13 protein-coding genes and 1 riboswitch are annotated in these 17,264 nt (G+C 70.3%); of the genes, 2 read left to right on the top strand and 11 right to left on the bottom strand.

The window, feature by feature from the left end:
• Position 1: 1 nt before the first annotated feature.
• The 6 genes from AB0N81_RS27490 to AB0N81_RS27515 all read right to left on the bottom strand — a co-directional run bounded on the left by AB0N81_RS27490 (position 2) and on the right by AB0N81_RS27515 (position 7,963).
• Entirely contained in the window at positions 2-898 is an 897-nt protein-coding gene (locus AB0N81_RS27490; RefSeq protein WP_365362815.1) for an ACP S-malonyltransferase, read from the bottom strand.
• Positions 899-972: 74 nt separating this feature from the next.
• The gene (locus AB0N81_RS27495) at positions 973-1,950 is read right to left on the bottom strand and encodes a hypothetical protein (RefSeq protein ID WP_365362817.1); all 978 of its coding nucleotides are present in this window, start codon (positions 1,948-1,950) and stop codon (positions 973-975) included.
• A gap of 602 nt (positions 1,951-2,552) precedes the next feature.
• Positions 2,553-3,203 (bottom strand): thymidine kinase, encoded by a 651-nt coding sequence (locus AB0N81_RS27500; protein ID WP_365362819.1) that lies wholly within the window; start codon positions 3,201-3,203, stop codon positions 2,553-2,555.
• Positions 3,204-3,272: 69 nt separating this feature from the next.
• Entirely contained in the window at positions 3,273-4,460 is a 1,188-nt protein-coding gene (locus tag AB0N81_RS27505) for a nucleotide pyrophosphatase/phosphodiesterase family protein (RefSeq protein ID WP_365362821.1), read from the bottom strand.
• Positions 4,460-5,047, bottom strand: a complete 588-nt coding sequence (locus AB0N81_RS27510) for a DUF5998 family protein (protein WP_365362823.1) — start codon at positions 5,045-5,047, stop codon at positions 4,460-4,462. The genes AB0N81_RS27505 and AB0N81_RS27510 overlap by 1 nt, the downstream gene beginning before the upstream one ends.
• A gap of 81 nt (positions 5,048-5,128) precedes the next feature.
• On the bottom strand, positions 5,129-7,963 hold the full coding sequence (locus AB0N81_RS27515; RefSeq protein ID WP_365362825.1) for a GNAT family N-acetyltransferase: 2,835 nt from the start codon (positions 7,961-7,963) through the stop codon (positions 5,129-5,131).
• Positions 7,964-8,117: 154 nt separating this feature from the next.
• Here AB0N81_RS27515 and AB0N81_RS27520 point away from each other — a divergent pair, with 154 nt between their 5' ends.
• Positions 8,118-8,399 carry an HPr family phosphocarrier protein gene (locus AB0N81_RS27520; protein ID WP_362992734.1) on the top strand — a complete coding sequence of 94 codons (282 nt, stop codon included), beginning with the start codon at positions 8,118-8,120 and terminating at the stop codon, positions 8,397-8,399.
• A 119-nt stretch (positions 8,400-8,518) separates the two neighbouring features.
• On the opposite strand, the gene AB0N81_RS27525 is transcribed toward AB0N81_RS27520, so the two are convergent.
• The 4 genes from AB0N81_RS27525 to AB0N81_RS27540 all read right to left on the bottom strand — a co-directional run bounded on the left by AB0N81_RS27525 (position 8,519) and on the right by AB0N81_RS27540 (position 13,340).
• Positions 8,519-9,205 (bottom strand): GntR family transcriptional regulator, encoded by a 687-nt coding sequence (locus AB0N81_RS27525; protein WP_365362828.1) that lies wholly within the window; start codon positions 9,203-9,205, stop codon positions 8,519-8,521.
• A gap of 201 nt (positions 9,206-9,406) precedes the next feature.
• Positions 9,407-10,210, bottom strand: a complete 804-nt coding sequence (locus AB0N81_RS27530) for a M23 family metallopeptidase (protein WP_365362830.1) — start codon at positions 10,208-10,210, stop codon at positions 9,407-9,409.
• A 12-nt stretch (positions 10,211-10,222) separates the two neighbouring features.
• Positions 10,223-10,385: riboswitch (cyclic di-AMP (ydaO/yuaA leader) on the bottom strand.
• A 211-nt stretch (positions 10,386-10,596) separates the two neighbouring features.
• On the bottom strand, positions 10,597-11,982 hold the full coding sequence (locus AB0N81_RS27535) for a pitrilysin family protein (protein WP_365362832.1): 1,386 nt from the start codon (positions 11,980-11,982) through the stop codon (positions 10,597-10,599).
• Positions 11,979-13,340: a pitrilysin family protein gene (locus tag AB0N81_RS27540; protein ID WP_365362834.1), complete on the bottom strand. Its 1,362-nt coding sequence runs from the start codon at positions 13,338-13,340 to the stop codon at positions 11,979-11,981. Before AB0N81_RS27540 ends, AB0N81_RS27535 begins: the two co-directional genes overlap by 4 nt.
• 213 nt (positions 13,341-13,553) lie before the next feature.
• On the opposite strand from AB0N81_RS27540, the gene AB0N81_RS27545 reads away from it, so the two are divergent.
• Positions 13,554-16,007, top strand: a complete 2,454-nt coding sequence (locus AB0N81_RS27545; RefSeq protein ID WP_365362836.1) for a DNA topoisomerase IV subunit A — start codon at positions 13,554-13,556, stop codon at positions 16,005-16,007.
• Between the two features lie 31 nt (positions 16,008-16,038).
• On the opposite strand, the gene AB0N81_RS27550 is transcribed toward AB0N81_RS27545, so the two are convergent.
• Complete coding sequence (locus tag AB0N81_RS27550) at positions 16,039-17,133, bottom strand: GTP-binding protein (protein ID WP_365362838.1); 1,095 nt, start codon at positions 17,131-17,133, stop codon at positions 16,039-16,041.
• Positions 17,134-17,264 lie beyond the last annotated feature (131 nt).

Here is a 17,264-nt window from a genome sequence, read left to right on the forward strand (position 1 = left end):
GTCATATCCCCGTTCTGGTCCGTCGTGCCGCACGCGTCGGGTCGACGGTGACGACGTCGAAGGCACTGGTGGCGCACCGGACCCGGCCGAAGAGGCGGTCGGGTCCCGCGATGACGAGCCGGTCGACGCCTCGCTCGCGCAGCGCGTGCAGCGCGGCGGGCCAGTCGACGGGCCGTACGAAGTGGTCGAGGAGCATGGTGCGCAGCTCCTCGGCGGTGTGGATCGGGTGGCCGTCCTGGTCGGCGACGACCAGGAGTTTCGGGTCGCGCAGCGCAAGGCCGTCGATGACGTCCCTGGCGGCCTTGTCCCGCAGTCCCGCGAAGAGCGAGGAGTGCATCGGCGGCCGCATGGTGTAGAGCGGGAGCGCGCCGAGCGCCTTCAACTGCCGCTGGAACTCATCCAGTTGGGCCTCGTGCAGCGAGATCATACAGAAGCCGTCGTCGAGCAGGCAGGACAGCTCGTGCCACTCGCCGCGCTCGTCCATCCCGGCGAGCAGCTCCTGCAGCCCCTCCGCCGGGGCGCGCACGAACGACTGGGTGACGACGTCACGGTGCTCGACGGCGAAGTACTCCGCGGTGCAGCGGGCGAGCCCCGCGGTCATCGCGACGGCGTCCGGGAAGTCGAGGGCGCCGCTGAAGCCGATGAGCGGCTTCTCGCCGAAGCTCGGGCCGACGACCGCGTCGGGCGAGACGCCGAGCTCGCTCTGGGCCCACTCGGCGAGCGCGGTGCAGGCGACCATGAAGGCGACCTGCGCGGACTCGGCGTACGGGTCGTCGGTCTCGCGGAAGGCGTCGAACAACGAGTACCCGAGGACCTCGTCGGCGATCTGCCGCAGCTCCTTGGCCAGCGGATTGATCAACAGGAATTTACCCAGATCCGAGAACGTGGTCGGACCCATTCCCGGAAAAACCATCGCCTCTGTCATGACAGAAACCAATCTTTGTACGCCGCACCCGATGCGGACGCGTCACCCTAGCGCTTGGCGGCAATCTTCGGGTAACGCGAACTGAATATTGCAGGAACGGCGAAGCTGGCGACCTTTACGAAGACTATGTATTGCGCCGTCTGACTCCCGGAGCGAATGGCGAGCGCGAGAACTCCTCCCGCGGCCGCGAACGACAGGGCCCAGACGAATGTGATCACGGTATTGGTACGGAAGAACGCCGCCGTGTCGTGCACGCTCACCGGCGCGATCTTGCGGGCGAGCGCGAGGGTGAACGGCCTGAGGACCACGATCGAGGCGAGCGCGGTGGCCCCGAGCCAGGCGTCCACCAGGGCCGGACTGTAGGTGATCAGCGGGGAGTCAGGGGACTTGTGGACGATCCATGTCATCGCACCGAAGAACACGACGGCACTGGACTCGATGACCATCTCGTCCCACGCATTGCCTTTGCGGCGGCCGATGAAGACGGTGCCCGCGGCGGCCACCAGGCCCACCAGAGCACTTGACTTCGGGTCCTTGCCCGCGACGAGGGCGTAAACGATCCAGGGAAGAAAACCGAAGATGTAGCCACTCATGGCGGACTTGCTCTTGCCTTCGGATTCCGGCATCAAAATACCGCCGCCGAGCAGGACCGCGCCGCCGAGCAGAGTCTCTTTCACTCCGTAAGGCATGCGGTCCGCATACGCCTTCACGGTCGATCCGCCCATGCTCTCGGCATCGCGCCAGATCCACCAGACGGTCGCCACGACGACGAGCGAACCCCCCATGACGGCGAGCCATCGCGACTTGTTCTTGACGGCGAGAACGGCGAGCACGCCACCGGCGACCATCAGATAGAGAAGCGAATCGAACTGCCCGAGTCGGGATAACCGTCCATCATGGAAGAGGTACTCAAGACGGAAGTCTCTGCCGGCCTCTTTGCCGTGCCACGGAAGCAGAACTCCGCGTACGGCGAGCACGGCCCCCGCAAGCGCCATAAATGCGCCGAGTGCATTCCGGAACTTCACCGATCCCCCCTTGGTTCGAGGATCACAGTGTCATCCGTACCTGTCAAGTCTGACACGTCGACCACGAACCCTCAGCCATCAACCTGTCCAGCCAGGAGTACCGACACTGTTACCGCAGGTCAGAGCGGCGAGCGGCGGAGGGATGACGTAGGGGTGGCGCAGAGATGCGCCCTCGTGACGCAGAGATGGACGACGGCTGCGACCGCAGCCCGCCCGATATGTCCCGCCCAGGGACCAACACCTTCGACCACATGAATCCCCCGTGTGTGCTTGGCCAACGAACCGTTCAAGCCAAAGTCAGCACACCATGGGAAGTCAAAAGGGAGCACAAAACCGACCCCCTTTCCTGCCCAAGGAAACGTAAACGAGGGAGGTCACGCAAAGTCACACGGATAACAGATCGACACTCGGAACGCCCTATTGTCACGCCGGGTAATCAGTCGATCACCTGGGGCGCCGGGCAGACGGGCCCACTCCTCGCCCACGGCGCCCGCTTCTTTACTTTGCTTTTCCCAAGCCTGGCAGAACCCGCCGGAGCCGCCCGCACTCAAGAGCCGGCCGGGAGTCCCCCCGGGGACCTCCCGCACCGGCCGCCACGCGACTCACACCTCGGCAACTGGCAGCACATCGGGGGAGAGCGCCACGGCATGCGCCGCCGCGCTCGTCATCCGCCTGCGGTGATGGCGGCGGCACAGCACTTCGTAGCCGACTTCCTCAGCCGGCCGGTCCACGTCCCCGATCACGACCTGCTCACCCTCGACGACCATCTCGCCGCCCACGGTGCGCGCGTTGTGGGTCGCTCGCTCCCCGCACCAGCACATCGCCTGGACCTGCAACGCCTCGATCCGGTCGGCCAGTTCGATCAGCCGCTGCGACCCGGGGAAGAGCTTCGTACGGAAGTCGGTGGTGATACCGAAAGCGAAGGTGTCGAGCTCGAGGTCGTCCACGATCCGGGCGAGCTGGTCAATCTGCTCCACGGCGAGGAACTGCGCCTCGTCCGCGATCACGTAGTCCACCTTGCCGCCCCGCGACAGCTGCCCCACCACATACGCGTACAGATCAAGGCCGGGGGCCGCCTCCACGGCGTCCGTCACCAGACCCAGGCGCGACGACAGCTTGCCCTCGCCCGCACGGTCGTCACGCGTGAAGATCAACCCGCTCAACCCTCGTGCCGACCGGTTGTGCGCCATCTGCAGCGCCAGGGTCGACTTCCCGCAGTCCATGGTCCCAGAGAAAAACACCAGCTCGGGCATGGGGAGTTGAAGACCTTTCAGGGCGTACGGGGGGGGACGTGGTCGACGGGCGGCTCAGGAGAGCACGGCTCAGGTGCGTACTTCGAGGAGCGGGACGAGCTGCTCGACGGGGGTCATGGAGCCGTGCATGCCGACCAGGGCGGACTCCTTGGGCTCACGCTCCGAGGCAATGATCGCCACGTCGTCGTGGGCCGCCGCGACGACATCGCCGATGCGCTCGTACACACGTTGATCAATGTGTGGACCGAACCACCCGGCGGCGATCGCCTCGTCGCGTCCGGCCACCCAGAACTGCTCGCCGAGGACCTCGCGCCACACCGTCAGGACGTCGTTCTCGGCCCCCGGCACCGCGTACACGTGGCGGGCGCGCCCCTCGCCGCCGAGGAGGGCGACGCCCGCGCGCAGCTCCCAGTCCTCGTCGAAGTCGATGCGGGACGCGTCGTCGAAGGGGATGTCGAGCATGCCGTGGTCCGCGGTGACGTAGAGGGCACTGCGCGGCGGCAACTGCTCGGCGAGACGCTGCACGAGCCGGTCGACGTACATGAGCTGGCCGCGCCACGCATCGGAGTCCACACCGAAGCGGTGACCCTTGCCGTCCACTTCCGCGTAGTACGTGTAGACCAGGGAGCGGTCTCCGGCGGCCAGTTGCTGTGCGGCGAGGTCCATGCGGTCCTCTCCGGAGAGCCTGCCCCGGAAGGAACCGCCGCTCAGGGCGACCTTGGTGAGCGGGGTGTGCTCGAAGGTCGGCGAGGAGACCTGCGCGGTGTGCACACCGGCGTCGTGGGCCTGCTGGAAGACGGTGGGGTACGGCTGCCACGCGTGCGGGTCGGTCCACGGGTTCCAGCGGAGCTGGTTCATCAGCCCGCCGGTCGCCGGATCACGGACGGTGTAGCCGGGCAGGCCGTGCACGCCCGGCGGCAGGCCGGTGCCGACCGAGGCGAGCGAGGTCGCGGTGGTGGCGGGGAAGCCCGCGGTGACGGGCTGTCCCGTGCCGCCGCGCGAGCTCTCCAGCAGCGACGTCAGGAAAGGCGCCTCTGCCGGGTGCGCCCTGAGCTGCTCCCAGCCCAGGCCGTCGATCAGGAACACGCAGTTCCGGTCGGCCGGGGTGAGTTCGGCGATGACGGGCACGAAGCCGTCGACGCCCTGGTGGGCGACGAGCGTGGGCAGCAGATCGGCCAGCGAGGCCGTGCCGTAGGCGGGCACGGGTGCGGTGTCGAGGGCGAGCGGTTGTACGTCGTCCCAGGCAGGCAAGGACATCAGCGCGCGTTGTCCACGGTGGCCTCGGACAGGGCCTGGGCGAAGGCGAGGGTCTGCCGCACGGCGTCGGGGCCGTCGCCCGCCTCGCTGACGCGCAGGCTCAGGTCGTCGGCGGTCGAGCTGCCGGTGTACCCGTGGTCCGCCTCGCAGTTGGGGTCGCCGCAGGCGGCGGGCTCCAGGTCGAGGCGGGACACGGCGCCCCAGCCGATGGTCAGGACGACCTCGCGGGGCGGCGTCCCGGGAACGTACTTCTCGGGGTTGGCGACGACGCGGCTGACCACGACCGAGGAGATGCGGCCGATCTTGACCGACTCGGTGGAGGTCGTCGCGTACGGCGTCGGGGACGTGCTGTCCGCCGCCTGCTCGTCGGTGTGGCTGACGATGAAGCGCGTGCCGGTCAGCACGAGGACGGTCACGTGCCGGCGCACTTCGTTGGCGTCGAACGTCGTCTCCTGGTGGACCAGGTAGGACCCGATGGCCTCGCCGCCGATCGCGGCCTCCACCGCCTCGGCCACGAGGGCCGGGTAGTAGCCGCTGCGCTCGATCGCCGCGCGCAGCCCCTGGGTCGTCGTACCGGTCTTTGCCATGCCGTCCATCCTACGGCCCGGTGCGGGGCGCGCGGTGCCCCGCGGGGCCGCCTCGCTCCCGGGAAGGAGCCTCAGTGGCTCTCAGTAGCCGGGAAGGGTGCGGGGGCCGAGGTCGTCACGGGCGGGCGGGGGCGCCAGCCGGACGGAGGCGTCGAGCACGGAGAGGCCGCGCTGGGCGACGACCACGGGCTCCAGGGTGACGGTGACCACTTCGGGGTGGTCGTCGACGAGCCGGGAGACCCGCTGGAGCAGCTCTTCCAGGGCGGGGGTGTCGACGGGAGCGGAGCCTCGCCAGCCGAACAGGAGCGGCATGGTCCGGATGGACCTGACCATGGAGGCCGCCTCCCGGTCGGTGACCGGGACGAGGCGGTGGGCCGTGTCGCCGAGCAGTTCGGAGGCGGCGCCCGCGAGGCCGAACGAGAGCACCGCTCCGGCCGCCGGGTCGAGAACCGCCCGCACGACGGTGTCGACACCGCGCGGCACCATGCCCTGCACGACGGGCCGCAGCTCTGCGGGGGTGCCGAAGGCGTCCGTCAATTCCTGGTACGCCCGGCGCAGTTGCTCCTCGTCGGCGAGGTCGAGCCGCACCCCTCCGAGGTCGGCGCGGTGCCGCAGGTGCGGGGCCGTGGTCTTCAGGGCGACGGGGTAACCGAGGGTGCGCGCGACGTCCGCGGCGGCGTCGGGACCGGGCGCGGGCAGGGCCTGTCGTACGCGGATGCCGTAGCGCCCGAGGAGTTCGTGGGCGTCGGCCGGGGCGAGGGTCAGTCCGCGCGGGCCGCCGTCCTTGGCGAGCAGCTCCGCGATGCGCTCGGCGGCCCCGCTCTCGTCGATGTCGTCGTACTCGTGCACCCGCCCCGGCTCGGCGGCCTCGCGCCGCCACTGGGCGTACTTGACGGCTTCGGAGAGGGCACGTACGGCCCGCTCCGCGGCGGGATAGGCGGGGATGCGGTACTGCTCCGTGGCTGCGGGCGGCTCCTCCGGGGTGTCCGGCGGGGCCCCTTCCGCGGGCGGCCTGCTGGTCGGCGGGGCGGGGGCGTCGGGGCGGGTGCTGGCAGCGGCGGCCAGTGCCTCGGCGAGCCCGCCGAGCTCCACGTGCACGACGGCCACGGGCTTCGCCGGGCACCCCGCGGCGGCGGCTCGCAGCTCCGTGGCCAGTGTCTCGGGGTCCGTCGTGGCCCCGTCCTCCCCCACCCAGGGGATCGCGTTGACGATCACCGCGTCGCAGCCGTCGTACGACAGCGCCTCGGCGAGCGCGGTGCGGAAGTCGGCCGGGGTCGCCGCTGTCGTGAGGTCGCGCGGCGACAGCGGCCGCAGTCCGTCGGCGACGCACGCGTCGTACGTGAGGAGGCCGAGGGACTCGGAGTTCCCGAGGATGCCGACCCGGGGCCCGGACGGCAGCGGCTGTCCGGCGAGCAGCAGCCCCGCGTCGACCATCTCCGTGACGGTGTCGACGCGGATGACGCCCGCCTGGCGCAGCAGCGCCGAGACCGTGGCGTGGGGCAGGCGGGTGGCCTGCACGGCGTGGCCGGTCGGTGTGATGCCACTGTGCCGGGCGCCCTGGACGACGACGAGGGGCTTGGTGACCGCCGAACGCCGCGCGAGACGGGTGAACTTGCGCGGGTTGCCGATGGTCTCCAAGTACATCAGCGTGACGTCGGTGTCCGGGTCCTCGAACCAGTACTGGAGAAGGTCGTTCCCGGACACGTCCGCGCGGTTGCCGGACCCGACGAACGTGGAAAGGCCCGCGCCCCGCCGGTGCAGGCCGGACAGCAGGGCGATGCCGATCGCGCCGGACTGGGTGAACAGGCCGATGCGCCCGCGCGCGGGGGACTGCGGGGCGAGCGAGGCGTTGAGCCGTGTCTCCGGAGAGGTGTTGATGACCCCGAAGGCGTTCGGGCCGATGATGCGCATGCCGTACGACCGGGCCTGGCGCACCAGTTCGCGCTGCCGCCCGCGGCCGAGTTCGCCGCTCTCTCCGTAGCCCGCGGAGAGCACTACGAGGCCGCGCACCCCGTGCTCGCCGCATTCGGCGACAGCCTGCGGGACGCGCTCGGCGGGCACGGCGACCACGGCGAGGTCCACGGGCTCCTCGACGGCCGCCACGGAGCGGTGCGCGGGCACCCCGTCGATGTGAGCGCCCTCGGCCTCCTCTTCGAAGGCACTGTTCACCGCGTACAGGCGGCCGGTGAAGCCGGACTCCCGGAGGTTGCTCAGCACGCTGCGGCCCACGCCGCCGGGGGCCCGGCCCGCGCCGATGACGGCGACCGATCCCGGGGTGAGGAGGCGCTGCACGGACCGTCCCTCTGCGCGCTGTTCGCGGGCGCGCTGCACGGCGAGCGAGCGGTCGGTCGGCTCCAGGTCGAACTCCAGGCGGACGACGCCGTCCTCGAAGCTGCGCTTCTGCTGATAGCCCGCGTCCGTGAAGACCTTGATCATCTTGGTGTTGGCGGGCAGCACCTCGGCGGCGAAGCGCCGGATGCCGCGCTCCCTGGCGACGGCCGCGATATGTTCCAGGAGTGTGGAGGCGACGCCCCTGCCCTGGTGGGCGTCCTGCACGAGGAAGGCGACCTCGGCCTCGTCCGCGGGCGCGCTGGCGGCCATGCCGCGTTCGTCGATGCGGTCGTAGCGCACGGTGGCGATGAACTCGCCGCCCACCGTGGCCGCGAGGCCCACCCGGTCCACCTGGTCGTGGTGGGTGAAGCGGTGCACGTCCTTGGCGGACAGCCGCGGGTAGGGCGCGAAGAAGCGGTAGTACTTCGACTCGTCCGAGACCTGTTCGTAGAAGCTGACCAGGCGGTCCGCGTCCTCGGCCGTGATGGGCCTGATCCGGGCGGTGCCTCCGTCGCGCAGCACCACATCGGCTTCCCAGTGGGAGGGGTAGTCGTGCCGATCCTGCTGATCCGACGGGGTCTGCATGGGCCCAGGGTACGGGTCGCGCGCCCGCCGGGGCCGGGGCAAGCTGGGACGGGTCGCAGGCGTCGGGGGCCGGGACGCGCGTCCGGCAGAGCACCCGTGACGGCATGAGACACTGGTCTAGACAAGTGTGAGACACCTGGAAGGGCAGCAACACATGGCTGAGCGCCGCGTCAACGTCGGCTGGGCCGAGGGCCTTCACGCCCGACCCGCCTCCATCTTCGTCCGTGCGGCCACGGCCGCCGGCGTCCCCGTGACGATCGCCAAGGCCGGCGGCAACCCGGTCAACGCCGGCTCGATGCTCGCGGTGCTCGGCCTGGGCGCCCAGGGCGGCGAGGAGATCGTGCTCGCCTCCGACGCCGAGGGTGCCGACGCCGCCCTCGACCGTCTGGCGAAGCTGGTCTCGGAGGGTCTCGAGGAGCTTCCGGAGACGGTCTAGGACACGCTCCTTGCATTACGTAAATGGGGTCATCCGGAATTCCGGGTGACCCCATCGACGTATGCAATAGAGTCTTTTGTCGCTGCTCTTTGCTCTTGTCTTTGTATACGGCGTCTCCGTTAATTCCGGAGGCTCACCGTGTTTACGGCATGTTGCGAACTCCTCACACGGCCGCCCCGACGCGCATGGCGCAATCGGTGGGCGGCCGTCGCGCGTTCCGCGTGCTCGGAGGTGAGCGCCCTGGCGCGCTCGGGGTCCCTGCGGGCGACCGCGTCGAGGATCGCGGCGTGCTCGGCCCAGGACTCGACCGGCGCCGCCGGGGGCTCGACGACGTACATCCAGGCGATCTTGTGCCGGAGCTGGGTGAGCAGCGCGCTGAGCCCGGGGCTTCCGGAGGCCTGGGCGAGCGTCTCGTGGAACCACCCGCCCAGCGAGCGCAGATCCTCCCCGAGGCCGTTCCTGGCGCGCTCCTGGCCCAGCCTGACGAGTCCGCGCAGGACCTTCAGGTGCGCGTCCGTGCGGCGCTGCGCGGCACGCGCCGCGGCGAGCGGTTCGAGCAGCGTCCGCACCTCCAGGAGGTCGGCGGCCTCCTGCTCGGTGGGCTCGGCGACGCACGCGCCCGCGTGCCTGCGGGTGACGACGAAGCCCTCGGCCTCCAGGGTGCGCAGGGCCTCGCGCACGGGCACGCGGGAGACGCCGTAGCGACGCGCGAGGAGTTCCTCGGTGAGCCGGCCACCCCTTTCGTACACACCGGCGACAATGTCGTCCCGAATGGCCGTGCATACCGATTGCGCGGCAACGCGCATGACCGGACCTCCGCCTTAATCCCCGCTGAACGCGGTCGACCGACGCTCGTTCATCGACTCTATTGCAGAGCTCCGCAATTTCCGACGGCGGGCCGGAATCCATGGATATCTTTTGGCCAAGGGCGGCGGAACAACGGCAACGCGAAAGCCCCGGCTCTGGGCGAGCCGGGGCTTTCGGAGCTGTGCGGGGTCCGTCGTCCGTCAGACGCTGACGCCGTGCGAGCGGAGGTACGCGACGGGGTCGATGTCCGAGCCGTACTCCGCGCCGGTGCGGGCCTCGAAGTGGAGGTGCGGGCCGCTGGAGTTGCCGGTGGAGCCGGAGAGGCCTATCTGCTGGCCCGGGGTGACCGCCTGGCCCACGGTGACGCCCAGGGACGACATGTGGCCGTACTGGGTGTACGTGCCGTCGTTCATCTTGATGACCACGTTGTTGCCGTAGGCACCGCCCCAGCCGGCCTCGACGACGGTGCCGGAGCCGACCGCGTGGACGCTGGTGCCGGACGCCGCGTGGAAGTCGACACCGGTGTGGCTGCCGGAGGACCACATGGCGCCGCCGGTCTGGTAGCCCGTGGAGACGTACGAGCCGCTGATCGGGGAGACGTAGGTGTTCAGGCGCTTGCGCTCGGCCTCGCGGGCGGCGCGCTCCTTGGCCTCGCGCTCCTTCTTGGCCTTCGCCTTGGCCTCGGCCTCCGCCTTGCGCTTCTCCTCCGCGGCCTCCTTCTTGGCGGCCTCTTCGGCCTTCTTCGCGGCGGCGGCGTCGTCGGCGGCCTGCTGCTGCGCCGCGGCCTGCGCGTCGATGCTCGCGGCGAGCGAGTCGCCCACGGATATCGCCTGGGTGAGGCCGGTGTGCTCCATGGCCGCTTCGTCGGGGGCGGCGAGCGCCGGGGCCGCGAGGCCGCCGATGACACCGGTGGTGGTGAGCGCCGCGACACCGGCGACGTTCGCGGTGGTACGCGTGAGGCGGCTCGGACGACGGTGCTTCCCGGTGGCACGGGTGAACGCCATGTGGCGGGTGATCCTTTCCTTCCTTCTCGCCTACCGGGTTAGCTGACGGGTTCGGAGCAGGAAGGTCTCCTACGGACCCCTCACCTCGCGGCAAGGTGCCCGATTCACCCCAGGGGACATGTGGGTCCCCGGCTCCCCTGGCTCGCGCCGTACGGGGACTCGGCGATGACTGTCCGGTGCCGCGGATGCGGCGTACTGCGCGACGAACAGCCGGCTCGACGCTAAACGGGCCGACTGCAATCGACAAACAGAAGTCGTTTTTTGTAGCGCACGCCACACGGCAGACAGGCAACCACCATAGTAATTCGGACATATGGGGACCCCGATGCCTGAAGCGGTCATCGGGGTCCCGATATGTCCTGGCCGGCGAACAGCCTGACGGTCACTCAGCCGGTGACAACACTCACTTCGCCGATGCCGAGCGCCCTGACGGGCTCCTCGATCTGCGCGGCGTCCCCGACCAGGACCGTCACCAGACGGTCCGCCGGGAAGGCGTTCACGACGGCGGCAGTGGCCTCCACGGTGCCGGTGGCGGCCAGCTGTCGGTACAGCTGCGCCTGGAAGTCGTCCGGCAGGTTCTGCTCGACCTGGTCGGCGAGGGTGGCCGCCACGGAGGCCGCCATCTCGTACTTGAGCGGGGCGACGCCCACGAGGTTCTGCACGGCCACATCGCGCTCGGCGTCCGTGAGTCCCTCGGCGGCGAGGACGCGCAGGACCTTCCACAGGTCCTCCAGTGCCGGCCCCGTGTTCGGGGTGTCCACGGAGCCGCTGATGGCGAGCATGGCGGCACCCGAGCCGTCCGGCGCGGAACGCAGGACCTGACCGAACGCCCTTACACCGTAGGTGTATCCCTTCTCCTCACGAAGGACACGGTCCAGACGCGAGGTGAGGGTGCCGCCCAGGCAGTACGTGCCGAGGACCTGGGCCGGCCAGACCCGGTCGTGCCGGTCGGCCCCCACACGGCCGATCAGCAGCTGCGTCTGGACCGCTCCGGGGCGGTCCACGATGACGACGCGGCCACGGTCGTCGGCGGTCACCGGCGGCACCGGGCGCGGCTCGCCCGCGGAGCCGGTCCAGGCGCCGACGGTGTCCGCGAGGACGGCGTCCAGGTCGGTACCCGTGAGGTCACCGACCACGACGAGGGTGGCCGTGGCGGGGCGGACGTACTTCTCGTAGAAGGCACGCACCGCCGCCGAGTCGATGGCCGCGACCGTCTCCTCGGTGCCCTGGCGCGGACGCGACATGCGCGAGGTCGGCGGGAAGAGCTGCCTGGAGAGCTCCTTGGCGGCGCGGCGCGCCGGGTTGGCGGCCTCGTGCGGGATCTCGTCCAGGCGGTTGCGCACGAGCCGCTCGATCTCGCTGTCCGCGAAGGCCGGGGCCCGCAGGGCGTCGGCGAGCAGCCCGAGCGCCTTCGGGAGCCGGGAGACCGGCACCTCGAGGGAGACCCGCACGCCCGGGTGGTCGGCGTGCGCGTCGAGCGTCGCGCCGCAGCGGTCGAGCTCGGCGGCGAACTCCTCGGCGGAGTGCTTGTCGGTGCCTTCGTTGAAGGCTCTCGCCATGATCGTGGCGACGCCGTCGAGGCCCTCGGGCTCGGCGTCCAGGGGCGCGTCGAGGTTGATCTCGACGGCGACGACCTGCTGGCCGGGGCGGTGGCAGCGGAGCACGGTCAGGCCGTTGGGCAGGGTGCCGCGCTCGGGCGCCGGGAAGGCCCAGGGCTTGGCCGTGCCTGCCTGGGGCTGGGGGTGGAACTGCATCGTCGCGGCCTCGGTCACTTCGCCGCCTCCTCTTCCTCGGTGTCCTCGGCGCCGTCTTCGCCCTCGCCGGCGGCCGTCACGGGTTCGTACACGAGCACCGCGCGGTTGTCCGGGCGCAGGCGGGCCTTGGCGACCTCCTGGACCTCTTCCGCCGTGATGTCGAGCACGCGCTGGACGGCGGACAGGGCGAGCTGCGGGTCGCCGAACAGGACGGCGTACCGGCACAGTTCGTCGGCGCGGCCCGCGACCGTGCCGAGCCGGTCGAGCCACTCGCGCTCCAGCTGCGCCTGGGCGCGCTCCATCTCCTCCGGAGTGGGGCCCTCCGCGGCGAAGCGGGCCAGCTCCTCGTCCACGGCTGCCTCGATGACGGGAACCTCTACGTCACCGGAGGTCTTCACGTCCAGCCAGCCGAGCGAGGGCGCCCCGGCCAGGCGCAGCAGGCCGAAGCCCGCGGCGACAGCGGTGCGGTCCCGGCGCACGAGGCGGTTGTAGAGCCGGGAGGACTCGCCGCTGCCGAGGACGGTGAGGGCGAGGTCGGCCGCGTCGCACGCGCGCGTGCCGTCCTCCGGGAGGCGGTAGGCGGCCATCAGGGCGCGCGCCGGGACGTCCTCCTCGACGACCTCACGCAGCTCCTTGCCGATGCGCTCGGGCAGGGAGCCGTCGCGCGGCGGCTGCTTGCCGTCGTGCCCGGGGATCGACCCGAAGTACTTCTCGACCCAGGCGAGCGTCTCCTCGGGGTCGATGTCGCCGACGACCGAGAGGACGGCGTTGTTGGGCGCGTAGTACGTGCGGAAGAACGCGCGCGCGTCCTCCAGGGTGGCCGCGTCCAGGTCGGCCATGGAGCCGATCGGCGTGTGGTGGTACGGGTGGCCCTCCGGGTACGAGAGGGCGGTCAGCTTCTCGAAGGCCGTGCCGTACGGGACGTTGTCGTAGCGCTGGCGGCGCTCGTTCTTGACGACGTCGCGCTGGTTCTCCATGGACTCCTCGTCGAGCGCGGAGAGCAGTGAGCCCATCCGGTCGGCCTCGAGCCAGAGGGCGAGCTCCAACTGGTGGGCGGGCATCGTCTCGAAGTAGTTGGTGCGCTCGAAGCTCGTCGTGCCGTTGAGCGAGCCGCCGGCGCCCTGGACCAGCTCGAAGTGGCCGTTGCCGTGCACCTGCTTCGAGCCCTGGAACATGAGGTGCTCGAAGAGGTGCGCGAGGCCGGTTCGCCCCTTGACCTCGTGGCGCGAGCCGACGTCGTACCAGAGGCAGACCGCGGCGACGGGGGTCAGGTGGTCCTCGGAGAGCACCACGCGCAGGCCGTTGGCCAGCCGGTGCTCGGTCGCTGTCAGGCCGCCGGAGCCGGCCTCGGCTGTGGCCGTGTGACCCATGGGCATGTACGTCCCTTCGATCGCTAAAACATTGCTGGTTCTGCCAGTCCTGCCACTTTATGCAAGCGTGCTGACACCTGACGAAGTTCCCGGTCCGCCCTCGGCGTAGTCGCGGGTGACACCGCCGGTGCACGGGTCGTGGTCGGCGATGTCAGTGGGACAGTCCACAATGGTCGGCGTCAGAACCCGCACTTGCTTGGTGAAGGAGCCGCAGCAGCGATGGCCCGCCGCAGCACGAAGACCCCGCCGCCCGACGATTCGTACGAGGAGAAGATCCTCGACATCGACGTCGTCGACGAGATGCAGGGCTCCTTCCTCGAGTACGCGTATTCGGTCATCTACTCACGCGCCCTGCCGGACGCCCGGGACGGCATGAAGCCGGTGCACCGCAGGATCGTCTATCAGATGAACGAGATGGGCCTGCGCCCCGACCGCGGCTACGTGAAGTGTGCCCGCGTCGTCGGCGAGGTCATGGGTAAGTTGCACCCGCACGGCGACGCGTCGATCTACGACGCGCTGGTGCGCATGGCCCAGCCCTTCTCGATGCGCCTCCCCCTGGTGGACGGCCACGGCAACTTCGGCTCGCTCGGCAACGACGACCCGCCGGCCGCCATGCGGTACACCGAGTGCAAGATGGCCGACGCCACCTCCCTGATGACGGAGTCGATCGACGAGAACACCGTCGACTTCGAGCCGAACTACGACGGCCAGGAGATGGAGCCGTCCGCCCTCCCGGCGGCCTACCCGAACCTCCTGGTCAACGGCGCGTCGGGCATCGCCGTCGGCATGGCGACGAACATGCCGCCGCACAATCTCGGCGAGGTCATCGCCGCCGCCCGCCACCTGATCAAGCACCCGGGTGCCGACCTCGAGACCCTGATGAAGTACGTGCCGGGCCCGGACCTGCCCACGGGCGGCCGGATCGTCGGCCTCAACGGCATCAAGGACGCGTACGAGACGGGCCGCGGCACCTTCAAGACCCGCGCGACGGTCTCCGTGGAGAACGTGACGGCGCGCCGCAAGGGCCTCGTCGTCACCGAACTGCCCTTCACCGTCGGCCCCGAGAAGGTCATCGCCAAGATCAAGGACCTGGTCGGCTCGAAGAAGCTCCAGGGCATCGCCGACGTCAAGGACCTCACCGACCGGGCGCACGGCCTGCGCCTGGTCATCGAGATCAAGAACGGCTTCGTCCCCGAGGCCGTCCTGGAGCAGCTCTACAAGCTGACGCCGATGGAGGAGTCCTTCGGCATCAACAACGTCGCGCTGGTGGACGGCCAGCCCCTCACCCTCGGCCTCAAGGAGCTCCTGGAGGTCTACCTCGACCACCGGTTCAACGTGGTGCGCCGCCGCAGCGAGTTCCGCCGCGGCAAGAAGCGCGACCGCCTGCACCTGGTGGAGGGCCTCCTGGTCGCCCTCCTGGACATCGACGAGGTCATCCGCCTCATCCGCTCCAGTGACAACTCCGCGCAGGCCAAGGAGCGCCTGATCGAGCGCTTCTCGCTCAGCGACATCCAGACGCAGTACATCCTGGACACGCCGCTGCGCCGGCTGACCAAGTTCGACCGCATCGAGCTGGAGTCCGAGCGCGACAAGCTCAACGGCGAGATCGACGAGCTGACCGGCATCCTCGACTCGGACGCGGAGCTGCGCAAGCTGGTCTCCTCCGAACTGGCCGCCGTCGCCAAGAAGTTCGGCACCGACCGGCGCACGGTGCTCCTGGAGTCGGCCGGCTCCCCGGCCGCGACGGTCTCGCTCCAGGTGGCGGACGACCCGTGCCGGGTGCTCCTGTCGTCGACGGGCCTGCTGGCCCGCACGGCCAACGGCGAGCCCTTCGCGGACGGCGACGCCAAGCGCGTCAAGCACGACGTGATCGTCTCGGCGGTACCGGCGACGGCGCGCGGCGAGGTGGGCGCGGTCACCTCCGAGGGACGGCTGCTGCGCCTCCCCGTAGTGGACCTTCCCCAGCTGCCGGAGACGGCGAGCGCACCCAGTCTCTCCGGAGGAGTGCCCGTCGCGGAGCTGCTCTCCCTGGAGAAGGACGAGAAGCTGATCTGCCTGATGACGCTCGACGAGTCGTCGCCGGGTCTCGCACTCGGCACCGAGCAGGGCGTCGTCAAGCGCGTGGTCCCCGACTATCCGTCCAACAAGGAAGAGCTTGAGGTCATCACCCTCAAGGACGGTGACCGGATCGTCGGCGCGGCCGAGCTGCGCACCGGCGAGGAGGACCTGGTCTTCGTCACGGACGACGCCCAGCTCCTGCGCTACCAGGCTTCGCAGGTCCGCCCCCAGGGACGGCCCGCGGGCGGCATGACGGGCATCAAGCTCGCCGACGGCGCGAAGGTCATCTCCTTCGCGGCGGTGGACCCCGCGGTGGAGGCGGTGGTCTTCACCGTGGCGGGCTCGCGCGGCACCCTGGACGACTCGGTGCAGACGACGGCCAAGCTCACACCCTTCGACCAGTACCCGCGCAAGGGCCGCGCCACGGGCGGTGTGCGCGTCCAGCGGTTCCTGAAGGGCGAGGACTGCCTGAGCTTCGCCTGGGCGGGCCCGACGCCGCCGCACGCGGCGCAGCGCAACGGTTCACCGGCGGAGCTGCCGGAGATCGACCCGCGCCGAGACGGTTCGGGCGTCTCGCTCGCGAAGCCGGTGGCGGCGGTGGCGGGCCCGGTGTAGCCACGCCCCGCCGACGCGCCGCGCCCACCGCCTAACTGTCCTCGTCGAGCTCGTAGGCCTCATCCGGCCCATCGGGCTCGCCCGGCTCCTGGACGTACCGCAGTACGCCCCACATGGCCTGCTCATCGGCCTGTGGGGCGTACTCGCGACAGGCCTCGAGCTCCTTCTCCAGAGCCGGTACGTCGATGTGTGACCCGATGAGCACGAGCTGGGTCAGCCGCGGCTCGTCCGGAGCCCACGGCTCCGGGTAGAAGCGCAGGAACCGTCCCACGGCGTGCACCTCGTACCGGTTGCGCGGGTCGGCGGCACCGAAATCGACGTACCCCTTGATCCTGTAGAGCCCTTCGGGCCTGCTGTCGAGCAGGGCCATCAAGGAGCGCGGCGCCATGGGCACTTCGGAGGTGAAGGCGAGGCTTTCGTAGGCGGAGTGCACGTGGTCGTGGTGCCCGCCGTCCGCTTCGTGGTCGTGCGGGTCCTCGTGGTCGTGCAGGTCGTCGAAGGAGAGCTGTCCCACCCGCTCCCCCACCGGCGCGCGATCGAAGAACAGCTCGACGTCGACGCGGCCGTAGGAGGCGGTGACGACGGCCGCGCGCCCCGCGAGCCCACCGACGACACCGAGGACGCGTTCACGCTCCTCGTCGGGCACGCGGTCCGTCTTGTTGACCACGACGAGATCGGCGATGCCCAGGTGCCGGTCCACCTCGGGATGCCGCTCCCGCGTGGCGTCGAACTCGGCGGCGTCGACGACCTCGACGAGCCCCCCGTACACGACGTGCGGGTTCTCGCTGGCGAGCAGCATCTTCACGAGCTCCTGCGGCTCGGCGAGCCCGCTCGCCTCGATGACGATGACGTCGATCCCGGCGGCGGGCCGAGCGAGCCGGTCCAGGTACTCGTCGAGCTCACTGGCGTCCACGGCACAGCACAGACAGCCGTTGCCCAGGGAAACGGTCGAGTCGCCGAGCTGGCCCGCGACCGACATGGCATCGATCTCGATCGACCCGAAGTCGTTGACGATCGCCCCGATCCGGGTGCCGCCGCTGCGGTGCAGCAGATGGTTGAGCAGGGTGGTCTTGCCCGAGCCCAGGAAGCCGGCGAGGACGACGACCGGAATCTGCTGCTGGTTCAATGCGGACCTCTCGTGTCGACGCTGGTACGGACCGCGGCGGATTCCGTACGACGAATCAAGACCGGCCCAGAATAAGCGCGCGTAGTCGGGCCGCGAAGTGAACGATTGTCGGCGGCGCTCGCGGGGCACAC

Source organism: Streptomyces sp. NPDC093510 (assembly GCF_040683555.1).
GTDB lineage: Bacteria > Actinomycetota > Actinomycetes > Streptomycetales > Streptomycetaceae > Streptomyces.